Raw genomic sequence first — 25,604 nt, 5'->3', positions numbered from 1 at the left:
CTGTTAGGGAGACCTCCATGCCCGCTGCGCGACCGTACGCGCGACTCCGAGCCGGCCTCGCCGTGGGCCGAGCGGTGGCCGCCACCACGCTGCGCCGGGCGATCCGGCGATCGGCGCGGGGGCACGTCCCGCCCCCCGTCGAGCCGCCGCGCGTCTTCGCGTACCCCTGCGTCGCCTCGGCCGAGGTCCCCGCCGACCCGGAGCGGGTCTTCGCGGTCCTGGCCGACCCCGCCCGGATGGGCGACTGGCTGGTGCTGCACGCCGGCTGGCCGGCGCCTCCGCCGGCCGCGCTGGTCCCCGGCGCGCGCTTCGCCCAGCGGGTCGCCCTGATGGGCGTGCCCAGCGAGGTGCGCTGGACGGTCACCGGCGCGGAGCCCGCACGCACGGTCTGGCTGGACGGCACCGGCCCGATGGGCATCGCCGTCGGCTTCTACCTGTCGCTCGCGCCCACCGCCGCCGGCACGGTGGTGCGCTGCGACGGCGGCGTCGAGGGCGGCACCGCGGACGGGCCGCTCGGCGCGATGCTGGCCCGCAACCTCGCCGAAGCCGTGCAGAAGTCGCTGGAGCAGCTGACCACCGCGGTGCGGGACGTCCCGGCCGCGCATCCGCCCGCGGTCGCCGCCCCGGCGAACCGCCCGACCGCCGCGGCGCCGAGGACCAGGCCCGCCCCGATCCGCCACGAGCGCACCGGCCTTGACCTCGACCCGTGGACCCCGGTCGTGGTCGGCGTCGGCCAGGTGTGCGAACGCTCCACCGAGCCCCGGGGCGGCGATCCGGTGTCGCTGGCCGTGCGCGCGCTGCGGCTGGCCGCCGGGGACGCCGGCGTGGGGGAGGAGCTGCTGGCCGGCGCCGACGCGGTCGGCTACGTCGCCAGCGTCTCCTGGCAGTACCCGGACGGCGCCGCGCTGATCGCCGAGGCGGTCGGGGCCCGGCCGGCGGAGACCGTGCAGAGCGGCATCTTCGGCGGCGACGGCTCGCTGCGGCTGCTCAACGACGCGGCCGCCGCGATCGCCGCCGGGCGGGTCTCGGTCGCCCTGCTGGGCGGGGCCGAGGCCGCCGCCACCGCGGCCGCCGCCGAACGCGCGGGCCGCGACCTGGCCTGGCCCCGGCAGCCGGACGGCACGGCCCCGGCCCGCACCCTCGGCGCCCACACCCCGCCGAACAACGAGGCCGAGATCGCGGCCGGCCTGGTCGCGCCGGTCCACCTGTACGCGCTCATCGAGTCCGCCGTCCGCCGGCGCCTCGGGCTGTCCCCGGCCGCGCACCAGGCCCGGATCACCGGACTCTGGTCCCGCCTGTCCGAGGTGGCCGCGGCGAATCCGTACGCCTGGCTGCCCGGCCGGCGCACCCCCGACGAGCTGGCCGCCCCGGACGGCGCCAACCGCCCGATCGCCGCGCCGTACCGCAAGCTGCTCACCGCCCACCTGCAGGTGAACCAGGCCACCGGCATCATCGTGTGCAGCGCCGACGCCGCCCGGCGGGCCGGCATCGCCCAGGACCGGTGGGTGTTCGCGCACGCCGGCGCGCACGCCACCGAGGAGTGGTACGTCACCGAGCGCGCCGACCTGGCCGCCTCGCCCGCGCTCGGCGCCGCCGGACGGGCCGTGCTGGGCCACACCGGACTGTCCATCGAGGACATCCGCCACCTCGACCTGTACGCCTGCTTCCCCTCCGCGGTCGAGGTCGCCGCGGCCGAGCTCGCGCTGCCGATCGACGACCCGGCCCGTCCGCTCACCGTCACCGGGGGACTCACCTTCGCCGGCGGGCCCGGCAACAACTACGCGAGTCATGCCGTCGCGAACCTCGTGCCCCGGCTGCGCGCCGACCCGGACAGCTACGGCCTCGCCACCGCCGTCGGGTGGTACCTCACCAAGCACGCCGTCGCCGTGTTCTCCGCCCGCCCGCCGGGGCGCGGATACCGTGACCTCGACGCCGACCTGCGCCGGCCCCGCCCCGCCGTCCGTGCGGTCAGCCCGGCCCGGACCGGCCCGGCGGTCCTGGAGGCCTGCACCGTCGCGTACGGCCGCGACGGCGAGCCCGAGTCCGGCATCGTCACCGCCCTCACCCCGGACGGCGCGCGCGTGGTCCGCCGCACCCGCGACCGCGCGCTGATCGACCGGCTCCGCACCGAGGACCCGCTCGGCTGGCGCATCGACGTCACCGGCGACGGGTTCGCCGTCGCCGACACCACGCCCGCGCCGCTGCCTCCGCCCGGCGAGCCGCCGGTGCTGGTCGAGTGGCAGGGCCCGGTCACCGTGATCCGGCTGCGCCGGCCCGCCGCCCACGCCGACGCGGCGACCGCCCGGGCCCTGGAACGCGCGATGGACGCCTTCGAGGCCGACCCGGACGCCCGGGTCGCCGTGCTGACCGGCGTCGACACCGCGTCCCGCGTGGACCCGGACGGCCCGGCCGCTGCTCCGGGCGGCGACACCGCGTCCCGCGTGGACCCGGACGGCCCGGCAGTCACACCAGCCGCGGATCCGGTCGCCGCCCGGTGTGATCCGCTCGGCCCGGCCGCCCGGCCGCCCGGCAAGCCGCTGATCGTCGCCGTCGAGGGCGCGGCCCCGGCCGGCGGCCTCCCGCTCGCCGCCGATCTGATCGTGGCCGGCGAGGACGCCACCTTCGCCCTCCCCGAGGTCCAGCGGGACCCGGCCGCCGCGGCCGGCGCGCTGCTGCGGCTGGCCCGGAGCCTGCCCCGGGCCACCGCGCTGGAGTTCGCGCTCACCGGCGAGCCCCTGCCGGCCCGCCGGCTGCACGAGCTCGGGCTGGTCAACCGGGTCACCGCGCCCGGCGCCGCCCTGCCGGCCGCCCTCGACCTGGCCCACCGCATCGCCGCCACCGCCCCGCCGGCCGCGCTCCTGGCCCGGCGCATCGTCGACGAGCATCGCGACTGGAGCAGCGCGGCGGCGGGCGACCGCCTCGCCGGCATCACCGCCGAGGTCACCGGCCCGGTGGACGTGCACGACCCCGCCGAACAGAGGTGCCGATCATGATCAGGAACACGCTCGAACACGCGCAGGCCGTCCGCCGCATGCACCAGATCGGCATCGTCAACCTGCTGCGCCCCGGCCGGCTGCTGCGCGCCGCCGTGCACAACGCCCGGCTCGGACCCCAGGCGGCGCTGATCATGAAGGCCGCCGCCGAGCACCCCGACGCCCCGGCGGTCACCGACGACCGCGGCACCCTCACCTACCGCGAGCTCGACGAGCAGTCCAACGCCCTCGCCCACGCCCTGCACGGGCTCGGCCTGCCGGACCGCTCGGTGGTCGCCGTGCTGGCCCGCGACCACCGCGGCCTGCTGCTGGCCATCAGCGCCACCGCCCGGGCCCGGCTGCGCCTGGCGCTGATGAACACCGGGTTGGCCAAGCAGCAGCTCATCGAGGTGGCGGCCCGGGAGAAGGTCCGGGTCGTGCTGTACGACAGCGAGTTCGCCGACGTCGTCGACGGGCTGCCGGCCACCGTCTCCCGCTACCTCACCCTGGGCGCCGGCGGCCCGTCGATCGACGAGCTGATCGCCGCGCATCCCCGTACGCCGCTGCCCCTGCCGGACCGGCCCGGCGGGTTCATCATCCTCACCAGCGGCACCACCGGGCTGCCCAAGGGCGCTCCCCGGACCAAGGTGTCGCCGCTGGCCAGCGCCCTGATCGCGGACCGGATCCCGTTCCCGCGCCGGGGCGCCGTGGTGATCGCCTCGCCGCTGTTCCACAGCACCGGGTTCGGGGCCTGGACCGTCGGGCTGTCGCTGGCCAACCATGCCGTGCTGATGCGCCGCTTCTCCGCCGAGAGCATCCTGCGGGCCATCGCCGAGCACCGCGCCGAGATGCTGGTCGCCGTGCCGACCATGCTCACCCGCATCCTGGCGCTCGGCCCGGAGGTGATCGGCCGGTACGACACCAGCTCGCTGCGGACCGTCTTCGTCGCCGGATCGCCGCTGGCCCCCGAGCTGACCAACCGGTTCCAGGACATCTTCGGCGACGTCGTGCACAACGTGTACGGCTCCACCGAGGTGGCGGTGGCCTCGGTGGCCACGCCCGACGAGGCGCGGCGGGCCCCGGGCACCGTCGGCCGGCCCCCGGTCACCGTCCACGTCGCGCTCTTCGACGCCGACGGCCGGCGGGTCACGGCGCCCGGCGAGATCGCCCGGGTGTTCGTGCGCACCGGCATCCCGTTCGAGGGTTACACCGACGGCCGGCACAAGCAGGTCATCGACGGCTACATGGCCACCGGCGACCGCGGCCACTTCGACGCCGAGGGTCTGCTCTTCATCGACGGCCGGGACGACGACATGATCATCTCGGGCGGCGAGAACGTCTACCCGCTCGAGGTGGAGAACCTGCTGGCCGAGCGCGACGACGTGCTCGAGGCGGCCGTCATCGGCGTCGACGACCCCGAGTTCGGCACGCGGCTGCGCGCGTTCGTCGTGCCCACCGGCGCATCGGCGCGCGACCCCGAGGAGATCCGGGACCACGTCCGGGCCAACCTGGCCCGCTTCAAGGTGCCGCGCGACGTGGTGTTCCTCGACGAGTTGCCGCGCAACCCGACCGGCAAGCTGATCCGCCGCGACCTGCCCACCGGCCCGCTGCCGGCCGGTCAGGGCGAACAGGTCCGCCGGTACGGGAACTCGGGCACGTAGCGGGCCCACTCGCCGGCGGTCAGGCCGCGCCCGGTGGTGACGCAGGCGTACCGGGCCGGGTCGGCGCGGAGGCTGTTCAGCTTGCGGTAGCTCCACAGCGCGACGGTCGGGTGGTCGCCGCCGGCCGGGCCGGTGACCGCCAGGGTGCGCCCGTCCGGGCTGAACTCCACGGCGCGTCCCCCGTCGCCGGCGGTGCTGCGCAGCGTGGTCAGCCGGATCGGCACGGCCGGGCCGGCGGTGTCCCACAGGGTCACCGCGTAGTCCTGCCCGGCCGTGGCCAGGGTGCGGCCGTCCCGGCTGAACGCCACCGACCCGACCCAGCCGCCGTGGCCGGTCAGCGTGGCGAACCGGTGCGGTCGCGCGCGATCGGTGACGTCCCACAGTATCGCCGTGGTGTCCAGGCTGCCGCTCACCAGCGTGCGCCCGTCCGGGCTGAAGGCCACCGACAGCACGGCGTCCAGGTGGCCGGCCAGCACGGCGAGCCGCCCGGGGGCGGAGCGGCCGGCCACGTTCCAGAGGGTCAGCGTGCGGTCGTCGCCGACGGTGACCAGCGTGCGCCCGTCCGGGCTGAAGGCCACCGCGCTCTGGAAGCCGATCGTGCCGCCGACCGTGGCCCGCTGAACGGGCCGGGTCCGCTCGGTCACGTCCCACAGCGCAAGGGTGGTGGGGCCGGCCACGACGGCGAGCGTGCGCCCGTCCGGGCTGAACGCCATCGCGTTCCGGCCGTGCGCGGGCGCCATCGAGGCCGCCAGCGTCACCGTCCGGGTTGGACGGTCCGTGTCGGTCAGCGTCAGCCGGCCGTCCTGCGCCCCGACGGCGGCCACGGTCCGGCGGTCCGGGCTGAACGCGACCGACCGGACCCGCTGCCCGCCGTGGAGGGTCAGGCCGGCGCCCGGCTCGGGACGGGCGGGGTCGGTGACGCCCCAGGACTTCGCCGTGCCGCCGGACCCCGCGGCCAGCAACGTCCGGCCGTCCGGGCGGAACGCCGTGGCCAGGGGGTTGCCGTCCGGGACGGGCAGCGCGGCGAGCAGGTCCGGCGTGCCGCGGGAGGTCACGTTCCACATCGTGGCCGTCGCGGAGCTGTCGGTGGTGACCAGAGTGCCGGCGTCCGGGTCCAGGGTCAGCGCGCCGATCCGGCCGTAGGCGCGCACCGTGGTGGCCAACACGGGACCGCCGGCCTGGGCGGTGTCCCACACCATGGCCGTTCCGCTCGCGTCCCCGGCGGCCAGGAAGCCGCCGTCGGGGCTGAACGTCACCGTGGCGACGATGCCGGCCAGGCCGGCCAGCCGGCGGAAGGGCAGGTTCTCGTCGGGCTCGGGGTCCGGCATGGGCGGCGGCTGGGGATGCCCGGCGCCCGGCGGCTCGTCCAGCGCGCGCAGGCCCGGGACGTCGGCCTCGTCGGTCCCGTCGGCCTCGCGGGTCAGGTCGTAGAAGTCCACCTTGCCGTCGTACGAGCCGACGACCAGGGTGGAGCCCTTCGGGTCGAACGTCATCGAGGCGACGGTGAAGCCGATCAGGCTGCGCAGCGCGACGGGATCCGCCCGGTCGGTCAGGTCGTAGACCGGGATGAAGCGGCCCTTGTTGGCCACCAGCGTCCGCCCGTCCGGGCTGAACGCCAGGTCGTCCACCGGATAGGCGCCCCAGTCGGTCAGCGTGGCCAGCCGCGCGGGCCGGCGCCGGTCGGTCAGGTCCCACAGGACCGTGTGTCCCGACCCGTGACCGGTGGCCAGGGTGGTCCCGTCCGCGCTGAACGCGATCGCGTAGACGTGGCTGTCGTCCGGCAGCGTGACCAGCCGGGCCGGGCGGGACCGGCGGGCCACGTCCCACAGCACCGCCCGGCCCGTCGCGCCGACCACGGCCAGGGTCCGCCCGTCCGGGCTGAAGGTCAGGGAGCTGCCGGGCTCACCGGGCTCGCCGAGGGTGCCGAGGCGGGCCGGCCGGGTCCGGTCGGCCACGTTCCACAACGACACGCGACCGTCGACGCCCAGGGCGGCCAGGACGCCGTCGGGCGCGTACCGGGCCGAGGTCACCCCGCCGAGCGTGCCGGCGTAGCTGGTGGCCGTGACCAGGCCGGTGAGCTCGCCGCGGGTCTCGGCGCCGGGCTCGATCGACTGGGCGGCGGCGCCCAGCATCAGGGCCGCCCTCGGGTCGTTGCCGAGCGTCGCCCGGGCCTGGTTGAGCAGCCGCCGGCTGACCGCGACGCGCTGCTGCCGGTCCGCCTTGGCCTGCTGCCGCTCGGCCTGCGCGGCGGCCTCCCGGGCCAGCCGGTGCTGCTGCTCGGCGATGCGGGCCAGCCGCCGCGCCTCCTGGTCCAGCCGCTGGGCCCGGGCCGCTGCCTCCTTCGCCCGCCGCTGCTGTTCCCGGGTGCGGGTCGCCGCCTGATCGGCCAGCCGCTGCTGCCGCTGCGCCTCCGCGGCCGCCTGGTCCGCCAGTCCCTGCTGCTCCTGGGCCAGCCGCTCGGACCGGTCCGCCTCGGCCGCCGCGTCCGCCGCCCGGGTCTGCATCTGCTGCGCCAGCTCCTGCTGCCGCAGCGCCTCCTCCGCGGCCCGCTCGGCGCTGCCCCGTTGCACGTCCGCCACCTGCTGCTGCCGCAGGGCCTCGGCCGCCGCGTCCCTCGCCCGCTCGGCGTTGCGCACCGCGGACAGCCCGGTCAGCGAGGCCAGCACCAGCAGCACGACCAGCGTCACCACGGCCCCGGACCGCAGCCGCCGGGCGCGGCGGTGCTGCCGGACGTCCTCGCCCTCCAGCTCGTCCTTGTGCATGCCGTGCATCGGGGCGGCGAGCTGCGCGATCGCGTCGCGGAAGCGGGAATGCTGGAGGCTGAGCTGCTCGCTGTGGCGGGCCCACCGCAGGTCCAGGAAGAACGGCTCCTCGCTGAACACCCCGCGCAGCGCCGCCGGCACCGCCGTGGAGTCCTCGGCGAAGTCGTGCTCCTCCGGATCCCAGGCCCACTCGCCGTCGGTCACCACGGGCAGGATCCGGTCCGCCGACTTGGTGGCGATCCAGTGCTCGATCTCCCGGTTCACCCACGGCGACCGGGCCGCCTCGGGGGAGGCCAGCAGCACGAAGTACTCCGAACCGTCCAGAGCGGTCTGGATGGAGGACCACAGGCCCGGGGTCACGGCCAGCCCGGTCTGGTCCCGGAAGATCCACAGCGCACGCCGACGGTGCCAGGGCTTGGCCAGCCGGTGCAGCCCGCGTTGCACGGCCGGCGCGAGCCGCCCGTCCGCCGCATGGCTGTACGAGATGAATCCATCGAACGTCATGGCGGGTCCCCCGGGGCCGTCGGCGCGTGCTGCGACGACAGATTGTGCACGCCACGGGCCCACGGGGAAAGCTGGAAGATCGTATTGTCATGGTGCTTCGCCAGCTTGACGAGCCCCGGTACGGAGGTCGGCGTGCGGTTCGGCGTCACAGGTCATCGCGTTCTTCCGCCGAGCATCGTCGACTGCGCGGTGCGACATTGGCGCCGGGTGCTGCCCGCCGGCGGCCCCCCGCACGGGGTGTCGAACCTGGCCGACGGCGCCGACCAGCTGTTCGCCGCCCAGGTTCTCGCGGCCGGGGGCACCCTGGAGGTGGTGCTGCCGTGCCGGGGCTACGCCCGCTCACTGCTGGCCGACGACAGCCGCGCGCGGTTCGAGGAGCTGCGGCGCGCGGCCACCACGGTGACCACGATGCCGTACCCGGAGCCCAGCGAGCGGGCGTTCCTCGCGGCCGGGCAGGCGCTGGTCGACCGCTGCGATCACCTGTTCGCCGTCTGGGACGGCCGCCCGGCCCGCGGCGTGGGCGGCACGGCGGACGTCGTGGCCTACGCCCGGGCCCACGGCTGCCCGGTCACGGTGCTGTGGGTGGACGGCGTGTTCCGGGCCTGACTACCGTCCGGGGGCGGCCGGCACCTCGAGGCCCGGCGCGGCGGGCACGGCGAGGTCGGCGAAGCCGCGCCGGGCCAGCTCCCGGTGCGGCCGGCCACCGTCGGGGTCGCCGCCCGCCTCGGCGGTGGCGGCCAGACCGTCGTGCGCGCGGGCCTGCTCGTAGCGGTCGCCGATCTCGCGGGCCAGGATCAGCGCCTGCTCGTGCTGGGCCCGGGCCTCCCCGGCGGCGCCCGCGGCGTGCAGCACCTGGCCGAGGTCGTTGAGCGCCTCGGCCTCGCTGGCCCGGTCCCCGATCCGCCGGTGCAGCACCAGGGCCCGGCGGAGGTGACCGGCGGCCTCGGCGAGCCGGCCGCTGCGGGCGTGCACCGCGGCGAGGTCGGTCAGCACGTACGCCTCCGCGGTGCGGTCGCCTGCCTGCCGGACCACCGCGAGGCTCTGCTCCAGCAGCACAGCGGACCGTTCCAGCTCGGCCGGCTCATGGGACAGCCGGGCGAGCAGGGACGACACGTACGCCTCGCTGAACCCGTCACCGAGCCGCGCGAAGAGCTCCAGGGCCGACCGCAGCCGTTGCGTCGCCGCCGCCTGGTCGCCCAGCCGGGCGTCCACCAGGCCGAGCCGGACCAGCGCGTCGGCCTGCCCGGCCCCGTCGTCCAGCCCCTGGTAGTGCGCCCACGCCCGGCGGTAGTGCTCCGCGGCCTGCCGGTAGTCGCCCAGCCGCCAGTGCACGCTGCCCAGGTTGCGCAGCGCCACCGCCTCGGCGGCGCGTTCGCCGAGGTCGGCGTAGAGCATCAGGGCGTGCCCGTAGGTCGCGGCGGCGTCGTCGAGGCGGCCCTGCCGCCGGTGCAACCGGCCCAGGTCGGACAGCGCCCGGGCCTGCGCCTGCCGGTCGCCGACGGCGCGGGCCGCCGCTACGGCGGACGCGGTGACGGTCACCGCCTCGGCCACCGGCCCGCCGGCGTCGAGGTAGCGGAACAGCGTGCCGGCCAGCGCGATGGCGTGCCGGGGCCAGCCGTGGGCGGCACCGTAGATGCAGGTGGCGGCCAGGTTGGGCCGCTCCGCCTCGATCCAGTTCCGGGCCGCCTCGGGGTCGCCGGGGCTCGCCCCCTGGCGCGGGTGAAGCGCGTCCATCGCCGCGACGGAGCCGGCCAGGTAGTGGTCGAAGAGGCCGGTCAGCGCGGCTCGGCGGTCGGCCGGCGCGTCGTGCGCGGCCGCGAGTTCGGCGGCGTACGCCCGCAGCAGGTCGTGCATCCCGTACCGGCCGCCCCGGCCGACGTGGATCAGGCTGGCCCGGACCAGCACGCCGAGCAGTCGCCGGGCCTCGCCCGCGTCGGCGCCGGTGAGCGCCGCGACGGCGTCGACGTGCACGTTGTCGCCCGGGTGCAGGCCCAGCAGCCGGAACACCCGGGCCGCGTCGGCCGGCAGGTGCTGGTAGGACCAGGAGAAGACGGCGCGGACCTCGGCGTGCGGGTCGCCGCCGGCGTTCAGCAGGTCGAGCCGCACCTGGTGGTCGCCCAGCTCGGCGACCAGCTCGGCCAGCGAGGCGCCGGTGCGCTCCGCGGCCAGCTCGGCGGCGATCCGCAGGGCCAGCGGCAGCCGGGCGCAGGCCGCGGCCAGCGCGGCGGCGACGGCGGGCTCCCGGTCCACCCGCGCGCCGATCAGCCGCCGCAGCAGGGCCACCGCGTCCGCCGGGGGGAGCAGATCCAGGTTGACCCGTTCGGCGCCGTGCACCGCCACCATGCCGGGCAGCGAGTCGCGGCTGGTGATCAGCACCAGGCACGAGCCGGTGCCGGGCAGCAGCGGCCGGATCTGGTCCACCGAGGACGCGTTGTCCAGCAGCACCAGCATCCGGCGGCCGGTCAGCTCGGAGCGGTACCGGCCGGCGCGCTCGTCGATCCCCGGCGGGATCTCCGGCCCCCGGACGCCGAGCGCGGTCAGGAAACCGGCCAGCGCGTCGGCCACCGCCACGGGCTGCTCGGCGTCGTAGCCGCGCAGGTTCACGTACAGCTGTCCGTCGGGGAACGACCCGCGGACCCGGTGCGCCCACCGTACGGCCAGGGCGGACTTGCCCACCCCGGCGGTGCCGGACAGCAGCGCGACGGTCAGCGGCGGCTCGTCGCTCTCCGGCGGCGCCAGCAGCCTGTCCAGCGTGGCCAGTTCCTCGGTGCGGCCGATGAAGGCGCGCACGTCGGCCGGCAGCTGCGCGGGCACCGGCGTCGCGGCGGTGAGCGGCACGCCGGGGGAGCGGGCGTCACCGGCCGCAGCCTGCAGGCCCGGGTCGGCGGCGAGGATCCGCTCGTGCAGGCGGCGGAGCGCGGCGCCGGGGTCGCTGCCCAGCTCGTCGGCGAGGCAGCGGCGGATCCGCCGGTACTGCTCGTCGGCGTCCGCCTGCCGGCCGCACCGGTAGAGGGCGAGCATGGCCTGTCCGGCCAGCCGCTCGTCCAGGGGATGCTCGGCCACGGCGGCCGACAGGGCCGGCAGCAGCTCGCTGTGCCGGCCCAGCCGCAGGAGCCCGTCGTTGCGGTCGAGCTCGGCGGCGAACCGCTCGCCGAGCAGCAGGCGCCGCATCGAGGCCAGCCACGGGGTGTCCAGGCCGGCGAACGGCTCGCCGCGCCACAGCCCGAGGGCCTGCTCGGTCAGCTCCGTGGCGGTGGCGTCCGCGTCGGACTGCCGTGCCAGCGTCATGAGCCGGCGGAAGCGGTGCAGGTCCACCGTCTGCGGGTCGGCGGTCAGGACGTACCCGCCGGGCCGGCGCCGGATCTCCACCTCGCCGGCGCCGGCGACGGCGCTGCGCAGCCGGGAGAGGTAGCTGTAGAGCGCGCCGGCGGCCCGCTGGGGCGCGTCCTCGCCCCACACCCGGTCGATCAGCTGGTCGACCGTGACCGGCCGGCCCGCCTCGACGAGCAGCACGCCCAGGACGCAGCGCTGCCGGGCGTGCCCGAGGGCGACCGGACGGCCGTCGATCCGGGCCTCCACCGCGCCCAGCACCCCGAACTCCGCCGTCAACTGACCTCAGCACACCCTTCGACCGGACGCTCCACCAGGAGATTCAAGATATCCACAAGAACGCGACCAGTCTTGCATGCTTCGTACAAGGTCCGCCGACGACCATTGGTCTCGTTGCAGGGGAGCAGGTCGCCCTCGCCCGGTTACGCGGAGCGTACGGGGGAATCGGGACGTGAAGGTGAGACCAAGCGCGACGGGCGGCCTGCCCTGTGACGAGGCTGAGCGCCGAGGAAGTCCAGCAGCAGGGCGTTGACCGTCTCGGGGGCGTCGAGCTGCAGCCAGTGGCCGGCGCCCTCGACCCGCTCGTAGCGCCACGGGCCGCTCACATGTCCGGCCGAGCCGGTCATCCCCTCCTCGATCAGGGCGAAGTCGCCGCTGCTCCACAGGCCCATCGCCGGCACGGTCACCGGCGGCAGCGGGGCCGGGGGACCGAACAGCGCCTCGGGCGACAGATTCGCCCGGTACAGCGCCAGCCCGGCGGTCAGCGCCGCCGGGTCGGCGAGCCGCTCGACGACCGCCTCGATGTCCGGGTGCGCCGACCATTCGCGCAGGTTGCCGAAGTCGTCGTCGGACAGCCACCGCTCGGCCACCCCGGCGAACTGGAACAGCAGCATGTACCAGGACTTCTCCCGCTGCCTCAGCCCGGCGGCGCGGAACGCCGCCGGATGGCCGACGGACATGGCGGTGAGCGAGGCGATTCGGTGCGGCGCCAGCGCCGCGGTCATCCAGGCGATGGCGGCGCCCCAGTCGTGGCCGACCAGGTGGACCTCGCGGACGTCCAGCGCGTCGAGCAGGCCGACGACGTCGCCGATCAGCGCGGGCAAGGCGTAGGCGGCCACGTCGGCCGGCTTGCCGGACCCGCCGAAGCCGCGCAGGTCGGGGACGATGACCCGGTACCCGGCCGCGGTGAGGGCCGGCACCTGGTGCCGCCACAGGTCACCGGTGTCCGGCCAGCCGTGCAGCAGCATCACGGGCACCCCCGAGCCGGTGTCCCGGACGCGCAGGGTGATGTCACCCACAGTGATGTCCATTGTGTCCCTCCAGGGATCAGGCGATCGCGGCGAGCAACTCGTCCCGGCCCGGGCCGGGCAGCGGGTACTGCGGGGCGTCCCGGCCGAGCGCCACGACCCGGTCGACCGCCCCGGGCGCGCCGAGCACCTCGTCGGGCGTGGCGATGAAGGCGGCCACGGCGGTGTATCCGCGGGCCAGCTCCGGGTCGGTCAGGCTCGCCGCGAACAGCGCCTTGCTGATCGGCCAGCGCGGATCGTCGGTGCGGTACGCCGTCCCGGCGGCGTCCGCCGCCAGCTCGGCGAGCCGGTGCCGGTCGTTCCACAGGGTCGCCCGGTACAGCGGCTCGACCACCTGCGTGCTGACCTCGTCGAACCGCCGGGCCAGCTTGTCGTGGTCGGCCGGGTCGGTCTCGCGCAGCAGGTCCCGCAGCAGGCGGCCCTGGATCAGCGCCATCGACGCGCCCCGGCCGACCGAGGGGTTGGTGCAGGCCCAGGAGTCGCCCACCTCGACCACGCCGGTGGCCACCGGGTCGCCGTCGACCACGAGGCGCCGGTGCCGGTCCTCGATGCCGGCCATGACGTCGACGCCGGAGATCGCCTCCCCGTCGGCCCAGTGCGCGAGCAGGGGGTACCGGGCGACGGCCGCGTGCCAGCGGTCCGGCTCGCGCAGTCCCCGCAGCGCCTTGTCCCGGCTCGCGGTGGCCAGCACCACGCTCCAGGTGTCGTTGTCGCCGGGCAGCGTGATGGCCGACAGCGAGTCGTAGTGCTGCAACAGGTTGGCCAGCAACACCGGTGACCCGCCCGTACCGGAGCGGAAGTGCCGGCAGTGGTAGACGAAGCCGGAATCCGACCGCTCCTCGGCCGGCGCCCGGGCGCCGGTCGCGGCCAGCCAGGCGCCCAGCGCCGACCGCCGGCCCGTGCAGTCCACCACCAGGTCCGCCGGGATCGCGGCGCCGCCGGCGGTCAGGACACCGGTCACCCGGGGCGCCGGCGAGCGGCCGCCCGTGGTCAGGCCGGTGACCGCGACGCCGCGCCGGATCGTCACCCCGGCGGCCTCGGCGACGGCCGACATGACCGCCTCGAGCACCGGCCGGCGGGCGGTCACGGTGGCGAACCGCTCGTCGCCGGGGCGCATCGGGCCGCGCCGGGACACCGGCAGCTCCTCGAGCAGGTTGACGGGCCGGGCGCCGGCCGCCCGCAGCGCCGCGCCCAGCTCCGGCAGCTCCTCGCGCACCTGCTGCCACCAGCGCGGCAGCATGAAGTGCGGCAGCCGGAACTGGTTCACGCCGCGCCGCTGCCACCCGTTCCAGGCGGTGTCGGTGTCCTCCGGCGGTGGCGGGGCGGCCGGGTCGCGTTCGACGACGATCACCTCGTGCCGGTCGCGAGCCAGCAGCAGCGCCGTGCCCAGGCCGCCGAGACCCGCACCGAGGACCACTATCCGTGCCATGTCGCACCTCCGTCGATGAGCCGATGGCGGCATCCTCGCCGCGACGCGTGCCCGTTCTCCAGGTCAGTCGGTGCTCATCCGCTGTCCACCGGCGCCGCGCCGATCTCCATCGCCCACAACACCTCGGTCAGCTGCTCCACCGCCCGCCCCAGGTGCCGCCGGTAGGTGCTGAACGGCAGGCCGAGCACCTCGGCCGCGGCCTCCTGGCTGGGCGCCGGGCGCAGGAACGTGCGATGCAGGACGGCCCGCAGCTGCTCGCCCCGGGGCTCGCCGGCGAGCCGGCCGACCGCCGCCTCGATGCTCGCGCGCACCGCGCCGGCGTCGGCGCCGAGCCCGCCGCCGACCAGCGGGCAGCCGGCGAGCCGGTCGGTGCGGTGCAGGTGCTGCAGCGCCGACCGTACGGCGGCGCCGAACGCGTCCCGGGACAACGGCGGCGGCCGCAGCGCCGACTCCGGTGGCGGCCCCGTGCCGCCGTGATGCTCACGGTCGTTCATCAGGTCGAGCCACGCGTTGACCGGGAAGCGCCGCCAGTCCATCCCGTACGCCACGTGCGGGCGTCCGGCGACGTCGAGCCCGACCAGCGGGCGGAAGCCGAGATAGTCGAAGAACGGCCCCCAGTACGCGGGATCGCTGGACACCACGAACGACCACGCGACCGGTTCGGTGCACCAGGTCATGATCGAGGTGACCGAGCCGGCCAGCAGCGCGTACTTGTCCCGCTGGAAGTCGCGGACGCCGGACCAGAACCGGCCGATGTCGACGCGCTCGCCGGGGCGTACCGGCGCGGTGCGGGCCACGTGCTCGAGGATGGCGCGGACGACGGGATCCCGCTCCTCCATCGGGGAGCCGCACGGGCAGAAGACCCCGTACGCGAAGCCGACGACACCCTCCTCGGTCCGCACCACGTTCAGGTGGCCGGGCTCGTCGGCGAGCCAGCGTTCGGCCAGGGCCGCGCTGGCCGGGCCCTCGCTCCGCTCGATCAGCGACAGGATCGGCGCGTGCTCCTCGGGCCGGGCCGGCACGACCGCGGCCGAGCCCTGGCTGCGCAGCGCGAAGTAGGCCCCGGTCAGCGGGCTGCGCCGGTGCAGATAGGCCAGCTGCTGGGCCAGCAGCTGGCGGTCCAGGCCGGTGGTGGCCCGGATGCCCGCCACCACGTGGTCGTGGATGATCCGGTGCAGCGCCCGGTACCGGTCCGGCGAGCGGCGCTCGAACTCGGCCTCGAGCACCTCGCGGGTCAGGTCGTGCGGGGTCAGCCCGCCGGGCCGGCAACCGACGAACGGCCGTTGCCGCAGCCATCCCCACACCTCGGGCGCGGCGGCGCCGACCGTCTTGCGCAGCAGGTCCTCGGTCGTCAGCCAGGCCCGCGCGCAGGTGGCCAGGCCGGTCACGTGCGCCTCCGAGGGCGCGTCCCGCAGCAGCGACTCCAGCAGCACCGAGATCAGGTCGGGCACCTCGGCCAGGCTCTCCGGCACCGTGCCGCCGCGGGCCACGTCGGCCAGCAGGGCGAGCGTCAGCGGATGGCCGCGGCCCAGCGCCGCCAGCCGCTGCCGGGCCGGCCCGGCCACGCCGGCCCGGGCGAGCAGGTCCGCGCTGTCGGCCTCGTCGAGGTGATCGACGCGATGCACGGCGAGCACCGCCCGCCAGCCCGGGTCCACCCGCCAGGCGGCCGGCGGCGGCTCGCGCCCGGCCAGCACCACCAGCCCGTCGGCCGGCAGCTCGGGGATGAACTCCCGGCGCAGCCAGCCGTCGACGGCCCCCAGCTGCTCGTACGAGTCGACCAGCAGCACCGGGCCGGGGCCGGCGGCGGACCGCAGGACCGCGTGGCGAAAGCCCTCCGGCGACGGTTCCATCTCCTGGCCGTCCAGCAGCGCCGGCACCCGGCCGGCGGCCCGGGCCCGGGCGGCCATCTCCAGCAGCAGCGTGGTCTTGCCGATGCCACCCGGGCCGTACACGAACAGCACTCGCCGCGGCGACCGCCCGGACAGCGCGTCGGCGAAGGCCCGCAGCTCGTCGCGGCGGCCGACGAAGTTCCGCCGCCGCGCCCGCTCGATCACGTCCCCGAGGACGCCGGTCACCACCGGTCCAGTCTCGGCCCTCGGCCGGCGGAATGGGCCCGGCCTGTCGTCGGCCCGACATCCGGCCGGGCCGGATGATCGAGCCCGCGGGGGTGGCCCGGACGCGGCGCCGGACGTAGGTTCTAGGCATTGACGGCGGTCATCCGCAGGGGGTGTGGCACCCGTGAGCGATCAGGACCGGGCCTTCTTCCTGGTGGTCACCATCAGGCCGCGGCCGGATCGGCGGCGGGAGGCCGAGGCCCAGCTGCAGTCCATGCGGCGGGACAGCCTGACCGAGCCGGGGTGCGTGTTCATGCACCTGGTGCAGCCGCAGGACGACCCGGACACCTGGGTGATGCTGGAGATGTTCCGGTCCCGCGCGGCGTGGGACGAGCACATGGGCCAGCCGTACAACGTGCGGGGCAACGCCATTCTGGAGGATCTTCTGGCCGCCCCCTCGGAGCTGCGCTTCTTCACCGAGAAATGATCTGACCTGGCCGATCAGTCGGTGCACGAAGGACGTAAGGACCCGTTTCCGCGCGGCCCCGCGGGTGTGCAATGAATTGCCGCGCCCGGCCGTCACGCCGTGGGCCCCGCCGGGCCGGCGCTCACGCTGCAGGACGCCTACTTCTGCCCGCCGGACATCGCCACCTGCGACTGTTTCACCTGGTGGGACTGCGTGAAGTGCACCGTCTGGGAATGGCCGACGGTCTGCCGGGACCCGTTCGCCCGGGCGCCGCCGGCGGTCACCGCGCGGGCCGGTCGGGCCGGCGCCTGCGCGCCGTCACCCGCCCCCGTGTCCCGCGTCCGGCGGCGGAACGGCACCTCCGCTCAGGCCCCGGGCGACCGGCCGGGCGAACTCCGGCTCGAGGCCCAGCCGGGCCAGGGTGAGGCAGACGGCCTCGTGCAGCGGGTCGGCGGTGAGCGTGCAACCTTCGGCCGCGGCGGCCTCGTGCAGCTCGTAGAGCACGCGTACGCCGGCGACCCCGATGAAGCGCAGACCGCCGAGGTCCAGGGTGAGCGTGGCGGGGCGGAAGCGGTCCAGGACGTCGATGATCGCGGCCCGCAGCCACCCGACGTTGCCGGTGTCCAGCTCGCCGGCGACCGCGACGCAGACGTCGGCCGGCCCCGACGAGGTGGTCCGGACACGCAGCAGGGCCGGCGGAGCGTGGTCCACGTTCATGCCGTCATCCTCGCCGCCCCGTCGCCGCGGCGAATCGGTCACCTGACCGATGCCGGTCCGCGGCCCCGCGCCGGGCGCCCACCCACGCGGCGATCTGGGCCCGCGCCGAGAAGTCGAGCTTGGTGAGGATGTGCTCGACGTGGGTGTTGGCCGTGCGCCGGCCGATGACCAGGCGGTCGGCGATCTGCTGATTGGTCAGCCCGTCGGCGATCAGCCCGGCCACCTCGCGTTCCCGCCGGGTCAGCGGGGCCCAGGCGGCCGCCGGCTCCGCGCCGGCGCCGGGCCGCGGCTCGTCCAGCGCGTACGTCATGCCGGTGTCCGGATCGTAGGCCAGCCCTTCGGCGAGGACCGCCTCGAAGCGCCGGTCGCCGAGGAGCTCCCGGGCCCGCCGCTCGGCCCACCCCCGGCTCTCGCTCAGGTACGGCGAGCCCATCTGGGGCCGGCCCACGTTCTCCCAGATCCGGTGCGCGACGGCGATCAGCCGGGCCGCCCGGTCGCCGTCACCCTGCGCCGACGCGGCCGAGGCCAGAGTGTCCACCACCATGGCGCAGCCGGCGTGGTCGCCGAACTGCCGCTTCGCCCACAGCGCGGCGCGACCCCGCTCGACCGCGGCCACCGGATCGCCCCGGGTCACCTCGATCACCGCCCGCACGTAGTCGGCGTAGGAGCGCCCCCACAACTCGGGCCGGTTCGCGCAGAGGCGAAGGTTCTCGTCGTTGACGGCGACCGCCCGGTCCACGTCGCCCAGGATCGCCAGCGTGACGGCCAGGCCGGGCAGCGCGACGAAGAAGCCGTCGTCCGGTTCGCCCTGGCCGGTGTGCAGGCGGACCGCCTCCTCGAGCTCGGCCAGCGCGCCGGACGGATCGCCGCGCAGCGTCGCGACGATGCCCGTGACGTACGCGATCCAGCCGCTCGCCGCGACGTCGCCCTGCTGCTCGGCGTACGGGCGGCAGGCCGCGAGGCGGTCCAGCGCCGCGTCCAGGTCGCCCTGCAGGGCGCAGAGCCACGCGCAGAGCCAGAGCGCCGCGGTCAGCATCGGTGCCGGCTCGCTCGCCGCCGCGGCGGCCCGCTCGAGGTAGCGGCGTCCCTCGCGCGGATGCCCGCAGGCGAACCAGAAGTACCGCAGCCTCACCGCCAGCTCCAGGCCGGCGTGCCGCTCGCGCGGGTCGGCCAGGCTGAAGTCGAGCGCGGCGCGCACGTTGGGGTGCTCCCGGATGAGCCGCTCGAACCAGGCGAGCTGGTCGGGGCCGTGCCACTCGTCGTCGAACCGGCGGGCCAGCCGCAGGTAGAAGTCGCGGTGGCGGCAGCGGGTGGCGTGCTCCTCGCCCGTGGCGCGCAGGATCTCCAGCCCGTACTCGCGGATGGTGTCGAGCATGCGGTAGCGGTCGCCGGCGGGCGCGTCGCGGACCAGAACGGACTTGTCGACCAGGCCCGCCACCAGCTCCAGCGTTCCGTCGCAGATGTCCCGGACCGCGTCGAGGCCGAAGCCGTCGGCGAAGACCGCGGCCCGCGCCCATACCGCCCGCTCGTCCGGCGAGCAGAGCGCGTAGCTGCCGTCGATGGCCGTCCGCAGCGACTCGTGGCGGCCGCCGCCGGCCCGGTGCAGCAGGTGGTCCCCGTCGGCGAACCACTCGTCGACCAGGCTCGCGATCCGCTCGACCGGCAGCGCCCGGGTGCGGACGGCGGCGAGCTCGATGCCCAGCGGGATCCCGTCCAGGCGGCGGCACAGCCGGGCCACCACGGCCCGGTTCCCGGCGGTGACGGCGAAGCCCGGGGCGGCCGCGGCGGCCCGCTCGGCGAACAGCAGCACCGCCGCGTCCTGCTCCCGGTCGGCGGGCGGGCCGTCCGGGCCGGACACGGGCAGCGGGTGCAGCAGGAACACGTGCTCGCCGTGCGTCCCCAGCGGCTGCCGGCTGGTGGCCAGCACCTGCAGGCCCGGCGCGGCCCGCAGCAGCCGCTCGACGAGCCCGCCGCAGGCCTCGACCACGTGCTCGCACGTGTCCAGGATCAGCAGCAGGCGGCGGTTCTCGAGATAGCCGGCGAGACTGTCCACGGGCGGGCGTACGGTCTGGTCCTGCACCCCGAGGGCCTGGGTGATCGCCTCGGTGACCTGCTCGGCCTCGGTGAGCATCGACAGGTCGACCAGCCACACCCCGTCCGGGAACGCGCGCCGCACCTCGGCGGCCAGGCGGATCGCCGTCCGCGTCTTGCCCACCCCGCCGATCCCGGTGATCGTGACCTGCCGCGAGACGGCCAGCAGGCGCTTGAGTTCGGCGCGCTCGCGGGTACGCCCGACGAAGCTCGACAGCTCCGCCGGCAGGTTGCCACGCGGCTGCCGCGCCGTCCTCACCTGCGCCCGACCACCCACCACCAGAAGGTAGTGGCCCGGGAGGCGGCATGCCCATGCCGTCGACCGATCGGGTGAGGGCCGGGTGTCGCCCGGATCCGGGCCCGCTTTCCTAGCCGGTCGGCCGCGGCGACGCGGGGTGCGGCGGTCGGGCCGGCTCGGCGCCGGCGGAGCCGGCCCTCAGACCGGCGAGATTGCGGCGCGTCTGCGCCGTCTCGTCATGATCGGGTCCCAGCGTCTGCTCCTGCAGGCCGAGGACGGCGCCGAGTTCCCGGGCGGCTTCGTCCAGGTCGCCCTGATCGCGGATGGCCAGCGCGCGGTTGCGGCGGGTGCGCAGGGTGTCCGGATGCCGGACGCCGAGCAACTCGGCCTGGTCCTTCATCACCTGGCGGAACCCCTCTTCGGCCAGGCCGAACCGGCGCCGGTCGTAGTCGAGGAGCGCCAGATGGTGGCGGGTGTCGAAGACGTGCGCGTGGCGCTCGCCCAGAACCTGACGCTGGAGCTTCAGGACCTCCTTGAACTCCCGCTCGGCGTCGTCCCTCCGGCCCTCGCCGCGCTGGACCAGAGCGATGTTGTGACGGGTACGCAGCAGATCCGGGTGGTCCTCGCGCAACAGCTCGCGCTGCGCGCTGAGGACGGCCTCGAACTCGGTGCGGGCCGCCCGCATGTCCCCGCGGTCGTAGAGCACCCGGCCGAGATTGTTCTGCACGATCAGTGACACACGACGCTCGGCCGTCCTGCGCAGAACCTCCAGTACGGAGCGGAAGGCGTCCTCGGCCTCGGCCAGGCGTCCGCAGCGGTGCAGGATGCGCGCCCGGTTGTAGCGGCACGCGAGGGTCGTCTCATGGTCCTCGCCGTGCAGGCTGCGGAAGGCGAGGTAGACGGCCTCGTGTTCGGCCTGCGCCTCGTGGACCTGGCCCTGATCGAAGAGCACCAGGGCGAGGTTGTTCCGGGTGGCCAGGGTCTCCTCGTCCTCGTCACCCAGGAGGTGACGCCGGGTCTTGAGTGTGTCCCGGTACAGGGCCTCCGCCTCCGCCCACCGGCCCCGCGTGTAGAGGACGCGAGCCTTGTTGTGCTGCGCCCCGGCGATCACGAGCTCGAGCTGCCGTTCGGCGTCCTCGTAGGAGCCCTCCTTGAACAGGGTCTCGGCCTGCGCGTGGTGCTCGACGACGTACTCGGCGCTGAGGAAGGAGACGGCCGGCTCCGCGGTGCGCGAGCCGGTGGCCCGCGGAAGAGCGTCGTCGCCGGCTTGCGCGTCCTGCCAGAGATTCGTGAAGAACCCCTTGTCGCCGCCGAGCGCGTCGACGATCAGGAGCAGCGTCTCCAGCTTCGGGATCCGCTTGCCCTTGATGACGTCGTTGACCGTCGTGTGACTCAGCGCCTTGAACTCGCCGTGGCGAAACGGGCCCGGCCCGGCGGACGCGCTGAGCTTCCTGATCCGGCGGGCGATCGTTCGGCAACTCGGCGCGCCCGATGCCATGTGGGCCTCGCGCAGCGCTTCCGGCAAACGGGCGGCCGTGCTCATCCGCGCCTCCGATCCCTGGGCGGGCGGCCCTCCATCGACGCGCGCTGCCTGCGCAGCGATGGCACGCGACCCCGCGCCGGGTCGGTGTCGACGCGCTGCCGACCCGCGCGTCCCGGCCGGCCGGACCGGCTGGACCGGCTGGGCGGGACGTGTCGCCGGCCGGCGACCGGCGGTGGCTGGTCGCGCCGGAGGAGCAGGCCCACCATTTCACGCGCTCGCCGGCGGTGTCCATCGTGGCGCGACCAGACGTAGGTCGAGACGAGGACGAGGACGGCCAAGGGGGAGATCAGCCACGAGAGAACGGCGATCAGAACGGGGATGATCGTGCTGCGCATGACGTTGTCTCCTTCGGTCGTGCCGGCGGCCCTCGGTGGTACTGGTCAACAGTGCGGCGTCGGGATCATCGCCGGTAGCGTTCGATACGGATCTTGACCAGAGTTGACAAGATCGGACAGCTGTCGGTCCGGGTGTCCGCTGACGCGTCGCCGGATGTCATGATCACTCAGCGTGGCATCGACTTCCTACTATGCCGGGGGTCGCGGCGCGACGCCGCGATCCATCGTCAGAAGGGTCGTCACCATGACACTGAAGACGCACCGACTACTGACCGCGGCGCTGGCCGGCATCGTCCTGTCCGCCGTGGCCGCTGCGCCCGGCTCGGCTGCCCCGGTCTCCGCCGATCGCACCAGCGCGGCCGAGAGCAAACGGGTCGACGCGGTGCCCACGCCCAAGCTGGGCTGGTACAAGTGCTACGAGATCGCCGAGTGCGCGACCGTCCGGCTGCCGCTCGACTACGACCAGCCGCGCGGCGCCACCACCGAGATCGCCGTGCTGCGGGTCCGGGCCCGGGACCAGCGGCACAAGATCGGCAGCCTGTTCCTCAACCCGGGCGGCCCGGGCGGCTCGGCCACCGAGTTCGCCCGCTATGCGCCGGAGTTCCTCAGCGACTCGCTGCTCGATCGCTTCGACATCGTCGGGGTCGACCCCCGCGGCATCGGCGCCAGCGCGAACGTCCGCTGCTTCAAGTCGGTCAAGGACCAGACCGCGGTGCTCGATCTGTTCAACGTGCCGTTCCCGGTCACCCGGGCCGAGGAGCAGCGGTACGTGCGGGGCTCCAAGCTGCTCGGCAGGGCCTGCTCCACCACCGGCCGGCCGCTGACCGGCGCGATGTCCACCGCCGAGGTGGCCCGCGACATGGACGTGATGCGCCGCGCCGTGGGCGACAAGAAGCTGAACTACCTGGGCTTCAGCTACGGCAGCGCGCTGGGGCAGTACTACGCCAACATGTTCCCGGACCGGTTCCGGGCCCTGACCGTGGACGGCGTGCTCACCCCGACCGCGTGGGTCGGCAACACCCGGCAGATCCTCGACGAGCGGCTGCGCTCCTCCGACGGCGCGTACCGGGCGCTGATCGAGATCCTGCGGCGCTGCGACCGGGCCGGCGAGAAGTACTGCGTGTTCGCCGCGGGTGACCCGGTCCGCAACTTCGAGACGATCGCCCGGCGGCTGCGCGCCGAGCCGATCCAGCTGCCCGACGGCGAGGGCGGCACGTTCACGGTGACGTACGCGATCTTCGTCAGCGCGATCCTCGGCGCGCTCTACGGCACGGACGCCGGTGAGGTGGTCACCGAGATCTCCGCGGAGGTCTGGGCGGCCCTGCAGGGTGGTTCGACCGCCGCGCTGACCGCGCGGGCCCGGGCCGCCCGGGCGAGCAGGCAGGGGTACGACTTCCCGTACGAGAACGGCTTCGAGGCGACCAGCGCGGTGATCTGCACCGACGGCCGGCACCCGGCGGACGCGGGATCCTGGCCCGCCGCCACGGCCCGTCGCGACCGGCAGGCGCCGTACTTCGGCCGGGCCTGGGGCTGGATCGACAGCCAGTGCGCCCACAAGATGTGGACCGTGCAGGACGAGGACGCCTACCGCGGGCCGTTCAACCGGCGGACCGTCGCTCCGGTGCTGGTCGTGGGCAACTTCTGGGATCCGGCGACGAACTACCGGGGCGCCGTCGCGTCGAGCCGGCTGCTGCCCAACTCGCGGCTGCTGTCCAGCAACAACTGGGGCCACACCGCGTACGGCTCGGGCGTGTGCGCCACCACCGCGATCGACAACTACCTGCTGACCGGCAAGCCGCCGGCCAAGGGGACGGTCTGCACCGACTCGGCGCAGCCGTTCACCGAGCCGCTGCCGCCGCCGGGTGAGGTCGCCACCCTGTCCTCGCCGACCGGCAAGCAGCGCCCGCCGGTCGCCACGGTGAACCCGGAGTCGCCGCTGCTTCCGCAGAAGTGACCTCTCGTGGGCGGGGTGGCCGCGGCTGCCCCGCCCACGATCGGTTTGCCGTCATGGTCGGGGAATCGCACCGGAGGCTGACGCTCCGGGACACGACATGATCGCTTTGGGATGTTCCGGTCAACCTGTGTAGTCTGCAGTCCGCCTTTGGAAATCTGCGTTTTGCAGATAGCGAGCGGCGTTCGCGCTAGCATCGGCCATATGGAGGGCTGGACCATGACGAAGATGTTCGATGTCCGCAATTCGGACGCCTTCCGGCGGCTCCGCGAAACGGAGAAGGTGGCCGGTAGCATCTTCTACAACGCCCCGCTCTACGTCCCGGGCGTGTTCCAGGAGCCCGCGTACGCGCAGGATCTGATCTGCGGCATCTCCGGCCTGGACCCGGCCGACGCCGAGGCCGTCGAGCGCCGGGATGTCCGCGACGAGCGCCATGGGGCTTTCCTCGAGCGGCTGCGCAGCGACGACCCGCCGCAGGTGCACGTGGTGCTGGACGAGTCCGTGCTGCGCCGGGCGCCCGCCGGGTCGGCCGCGATGCGCCACCAGATCGAGCACCTGATCGAGGTGTCGCACCTGCCGACCGTCCGGATCGGAGTGATTCCGCTGGAGCACGGCCCGCATCGGGGCCTGGCGGGAACCTACGAGCTCTACGACGCGGCGGACGGCAGCCTGGTCTTCTTCGAGGGCGCCGAGGGCGACCGGATCCTCGACGGCGACCGGGACCGGATCGCCCTCTACCGGGAGCTGACGAACTCCCTGATGGACGCGGCGGCCTCGGGCGAGGAGGCCCGCACCCTGATGGCCAAGCTCATCAGCGGCTGACCGGCGCTTCGGTCAGGCGGCCGGGTCGTCCCCGGCCGTCAGGCCGGCGATGAAGGCCCGGAATGCGCCGAGGTCGAAGGCGAGAACGGGACCGAGCCGATCCTTGGAGTCGCGCATGAGCACCCGGTCGCCCTCCTTCCTGATCTCCACGCAGTTTCCGCTGGAGCTTCTCGAGCTCTTGTGCCAGCCCGGTTCGGTCCGGTTGCGCACTGTGCCTCCTGGGAACGGCCTCGCATCGGCCCATCGGTCGAAAGGCCACGTCTCAGGGGCGGCAGGGGCGGCATATCCGAACGCCGCCGGCCACGCCGGCGAACAGGGCAGCCCATGGGAGTCGGCCAATCACTGACAGTACCCGAAATTGAGCGTGATGTATCCGCCGAATGGACGACGGCAATGTGCCGCCGTGGTGTGTCGACAAGGGAACGCCAGCGCGATGCTAGGCTTTCGCGGGTGGGCATCGGCCACTTGCAATCTGCAGATTCATGGCGGCAGTCGACGGGCGGTGAGGCATGCCGGAGGGAGCTGAGCAGTTCGTGACGCCCGCGGCCCCGATGGGACCCAAGGTGGCCAAGGCGAACGTCGCCCAGCGCCTGCGGGAGTTGCGCGACGAGGCCGGCCTGAGCGTTGCCGCGGTCGCCACCGACATGGACTGGTCGGTCTCGAAACTCACCCGAATAGAAAAGGGCGAGGTGTCGATCCAGCCCTTGGAGGTTCGCGCGCTGCTGGGTCACTACGGCGTAACCGACGAGAATGTGCTCGCGGAACTGTCCCGGCTCGCCCGTACCGCCCGCTCCCGGCAGTGGTACAGCCGCCATCGATTGACCGGGGCCTATGCTGATTTCGTGGCTTACGAGAACGAGGCCGCCGTCATCCGGGCCTGGCAGTTGCTGTTCGTTCCCGGTTTGCTGCAGACCCGGGACTACGCGCGCGCCGTCACCGCGCGCACGCTGCGCGCCGATCCGAACGACGAGCAGGTGCAGGCCCGCGTCGAGTTGCGGATGGATCGTCAGCAGGCGCTGTTCGAGCGCCTCGGCGGCCCGGACGCGCCGCGGGTGATAGCGGTGATCGACGAGGCCGTGCTCCGGCGTCCGATCGGCGGCCGCGACCTCATGGCCCGCCAGCTCGACCATCTCCTGAAGCTGGCCGAGGACGACGAGACCTTCGCCCTCGGCGTGACGCCGCTGGATCTGGAGCACCACTCCGGCCTGGGTGGCTCGTTCGAGCTGCTGAAGTTCGCCGGCCGCAGCCACCCCGACGTGCTCTTCGTGGAGGGTGCGGCGGGAGCCGACTTCCTGCTGACCGACCGCGGGGCGACCGACCGGCACAACGCCCTCTTCCAGGACCTGGTCGATTACGGCCGGACGGGCGACCGGGCCCTGCAGCTCATCCGCTCGAGCCGGGACGCGCTGCGCGGCGGCTGAG

Annotated in this window: 16 protein-coding genes; 7 read left to right on the top strand and 9 right to left on the bottom strand. The window is 74.9% G+C overall.

Annotation, left to right across the window (positions count from 1 at the left end; translation table 11 throughout):
• Positions 1-17 precede the first annotated feature (17 nt).
• On the top strand, positions 18-2,993 hold the full coding sequence (locus Ani05nite_RS37335) for a type II toxin-antitoxin system Rv0910 family toxin (protein ID WP_203776390.1): 2,976 nt from the start codon (positions 18-20) through the stop codon (positions 2,991-2,993).
• Positions 2,990-4,633 (top strand): acyl-CoA synthetase, encoded by a 1,644-nt coding sequence (locus Ani05nite_RS37330; protein WP_203776388.1) that lies wholly within the window; start codon positions 2,990-2,992, stop codon positions 4,631-4,633. The genes Ani05nite_RS37335 and Ani05nite_RS37330 overlap by 4 nt, the downstream gene beginning before the upstream one ends.
• Here Ani05nite_RS37330 and Ani05nite_RS37325 read toward each other — a convergent pair.
• Positions 4,591-7,899, bottom strand: a complete 3,309-nt coding sequence (locus Ani05nite_RS37325; RefSeq protein ID WP_203776386.1) for a TIR domain-containing protein — start codon at positions 7,897-7,899, stop codon at positions 4,591-4,593. The genes Ani05nite_RS37330 and Ani05nite_RS37325 overlap by 43 nt on opposite strands.
• Before the next feature lie 189 nt (positions 7,900-8,088).
• On the opposite strand from Ani05nite_RS37325, the gene Ani05nite_RS37320 reads away from it, so the two are divergent.
• Positions 8,089-8,505 carry a hypothetical protein gene (locus Ani05nite_RS37320; protein WP_239131023.1) on the top strand — a complete coding sequence of 139 codons (417 nt, stop codon included), beginning with the start codon at positions 8,089-8,091 and terminating at the stop codon, positions 8,503-8,505.
• Here Ani05nite_RS37320 and Ani05nite_RS37315 read toward each other — a convergent pair whose 3' ends face one another.
• The 4 genes from Ani05nite_RS37315 to Ani05nite_RS37300 form a co-directional block, all read right to left on the bottom strand.
• Positions 8,506-11,508, bottom strand: a complete 3,003-nt coding sequence (locus tag Ani05nite_RS37315; RefSeq protein ID WP_203776384.1) for an AfsR/SARP family transcriptional regulator — start codon at positions 11,506-11,508, stop codon at positions 8,506-8,508.
• A gap of 143 nt (positions 11,509-11,651) precedes the next feature.
• Positions 11,652-12,539, bottom strand: a complete 888-nt coding sequence (locus Ani05nite_RS37310) for an alpha/beta fold hydrolase (RefSeq protein WP_203776383.1) — start codon at positions 12,537-12,539, stop codon at positions 11,652-11,654.
• Positions 12,540-12,555: 16 nt separating this feature from the next.
• The gene (locus tag Ani05nite_RS37305; RefSeq protein ID WP_203776382.1) at positions 12,556-13,965 is read right to left on the bottom strand and encodes a tryptophan 7-halogenase; all 1,410 of its coding nucleotides are present in this window, start codon (positions 13,963-13,965) and stop codon (positions 12,556-12,558) included.
• Between the two features lie 74 nt (positions 13,966-14,039).
• Positions 14,040-16,043 (bottom strand): ATP-binding protein, encoded by a 2,004-nt coding sequence (locus Ani05nite_RS37300; RefSeq protein ID WP_239131022.1) that lies wholly within the window; start codon positions 16,041-16,043, stop codon positions 14,040-14,042.
• Positions 16,044-16,203: 160 nt separating this feature from the next.
• Between Ani05nite_RS37300 and Ani05nite_RS37295 the strand changes: the two genes are divergently transcribed.
• On the top strand, positions 16,204-16,506 hold the full coding sequence (locus tag Ani05nite_RS37295) for a putative quinol monooxygenase (RefSeq protein ID WP_203776381.1): 303 nt from the start codon (positions 16,204-16,206) through the stop codon (positions 16,504-16,506).
• Between the two features lie 297 nt (positions 16,507-16,803).
• On the opposite strand, the gene Ani05nite_RS37290 is transcribed toward Ani05nite_RS37295, so the two are convergent.
• From Ani05nite_RS37290 to Ani05nite_RS37280, 3 genes are all read right to left on the bottom strand, one after another.
• Positions 16,804-17,202 carry an STAS domain-containing protein gene (locus tag Ani05nite_RS37290; RefSeq protein ID WP_203776380.1) on the bottom strand — a complete coding sequence of 133 codons (399 nt, stop codon included), beginning with the start codon at positions 17,200-17,202 and terminating at the stop codon, positions 16,804-16,806.
• A 4-nt stretch (positions 17,203-17,206) separates the two neighbouring features.
• The gene (locus tag Ani05nite_RS37285) at positions 17,207-19,552 is read right to left on the bottom strand and encodes an ATP-binding protein (RefSeq protein WP_239131021.1); all 2,346 of its coding nucleotides are present in this window, start codon (positions 19,550-19,552) and stop codon (positions 17,207-17,209) included.
• 109 nt (positions 19,553-19,661) lie between these two features.
• Entirely contained in the window at positions 19,662-21,074 is a 1,413-nt protein-coding gene (locus Ani05nite_RS37280) for a tetratricopeptide repeat protein (protein WP_203776379.1), read from the bottom strand.
• Positions 21,075-21,653: 579 nt separating this feature from the next.
• On the opposite strand from Ani05nite_RS37280, the gene Ani05nite_RS37275 reads away from it, so the two are divergent.
• Together Ani05nite_RS37275 and Ani05nite_RS37270 are read left to right on the top strand one after the other, a co-directional pair.
• Positions 21,654-23,363 carry an alpha/beta hydrolase gene (locus tag Ani05nite_RS37275; RefSeq protein WP_203776377.1) on the top strand — a complete coding sequence of 570 codons (1,710 nt, stop codon included), beginning with the start codon at positions 21,654-21,656 and terminating at the stop codon, positions 23,361-23,363.
• A 201-nt stretch (positions 23,364-23,564) separates the two neighbouring features.
• Positions 23,565-24,182, top strand: a complete 618-nt coding sequence (locus Ani05nite_RS37270) for a DUF5753 domain-containing protein (protein ID WP_203776375.1) — start codon at positions 23,565-23,567, stop codon at positions 24,180-24,182.
• Between the two features lie 12 nt (positions 24,183-24,194).
• Here the strand turns inward: Ani05nite_RS37270 and Ani05nite_RS37265 are convergent, their stop codons facing one another.
• Positions 24,195-24,392 carry a DUF397 domain-containing protein gene (locus Ani05nite_RS37265; RefSeq protein ID WP_203776373.1) on the bottom strand — a complete coding sequence of 66 codons (198 nt, stop codon included), beginning with the start codon at positions 24,390-24,392 and terminating at the stop codon, positions 24,195-24,197.
• 353 nt (positions 24,393-24,745) lie between these two features.
• Between Ani05nite_RS37265 and Ani05nite_RS37260 the strand changes: the two genes are divergently transcribed.
• Complete coding sequence (locus Ani05nite_RS37260; protein ID WP_203776371.1) at positions 24,746-25,603, top strand: helix-turn-helix domain-containing protein; 858 nt, start codon at positions 24,746-24,748, stop codon at positions 25,601-25,603.
• Position 25,604 lies beyond the last annotated feature (1 nt).

This window comes from Actinoplanes nipponensis, from assembly GCF_016862275.1.
Classification (GTDB): Bacteria; Actinomycetota; Actinomycetes; order Mycobacteriales; family Micromonosporaceae; genus Actinoplanes; species Actinoplanes nipponensis.
The sequence above is the reverse complement of the archived record's forward strand: the minus strand, read 5'-3'. Positions and strand labels throughout refer to the sequence as shown.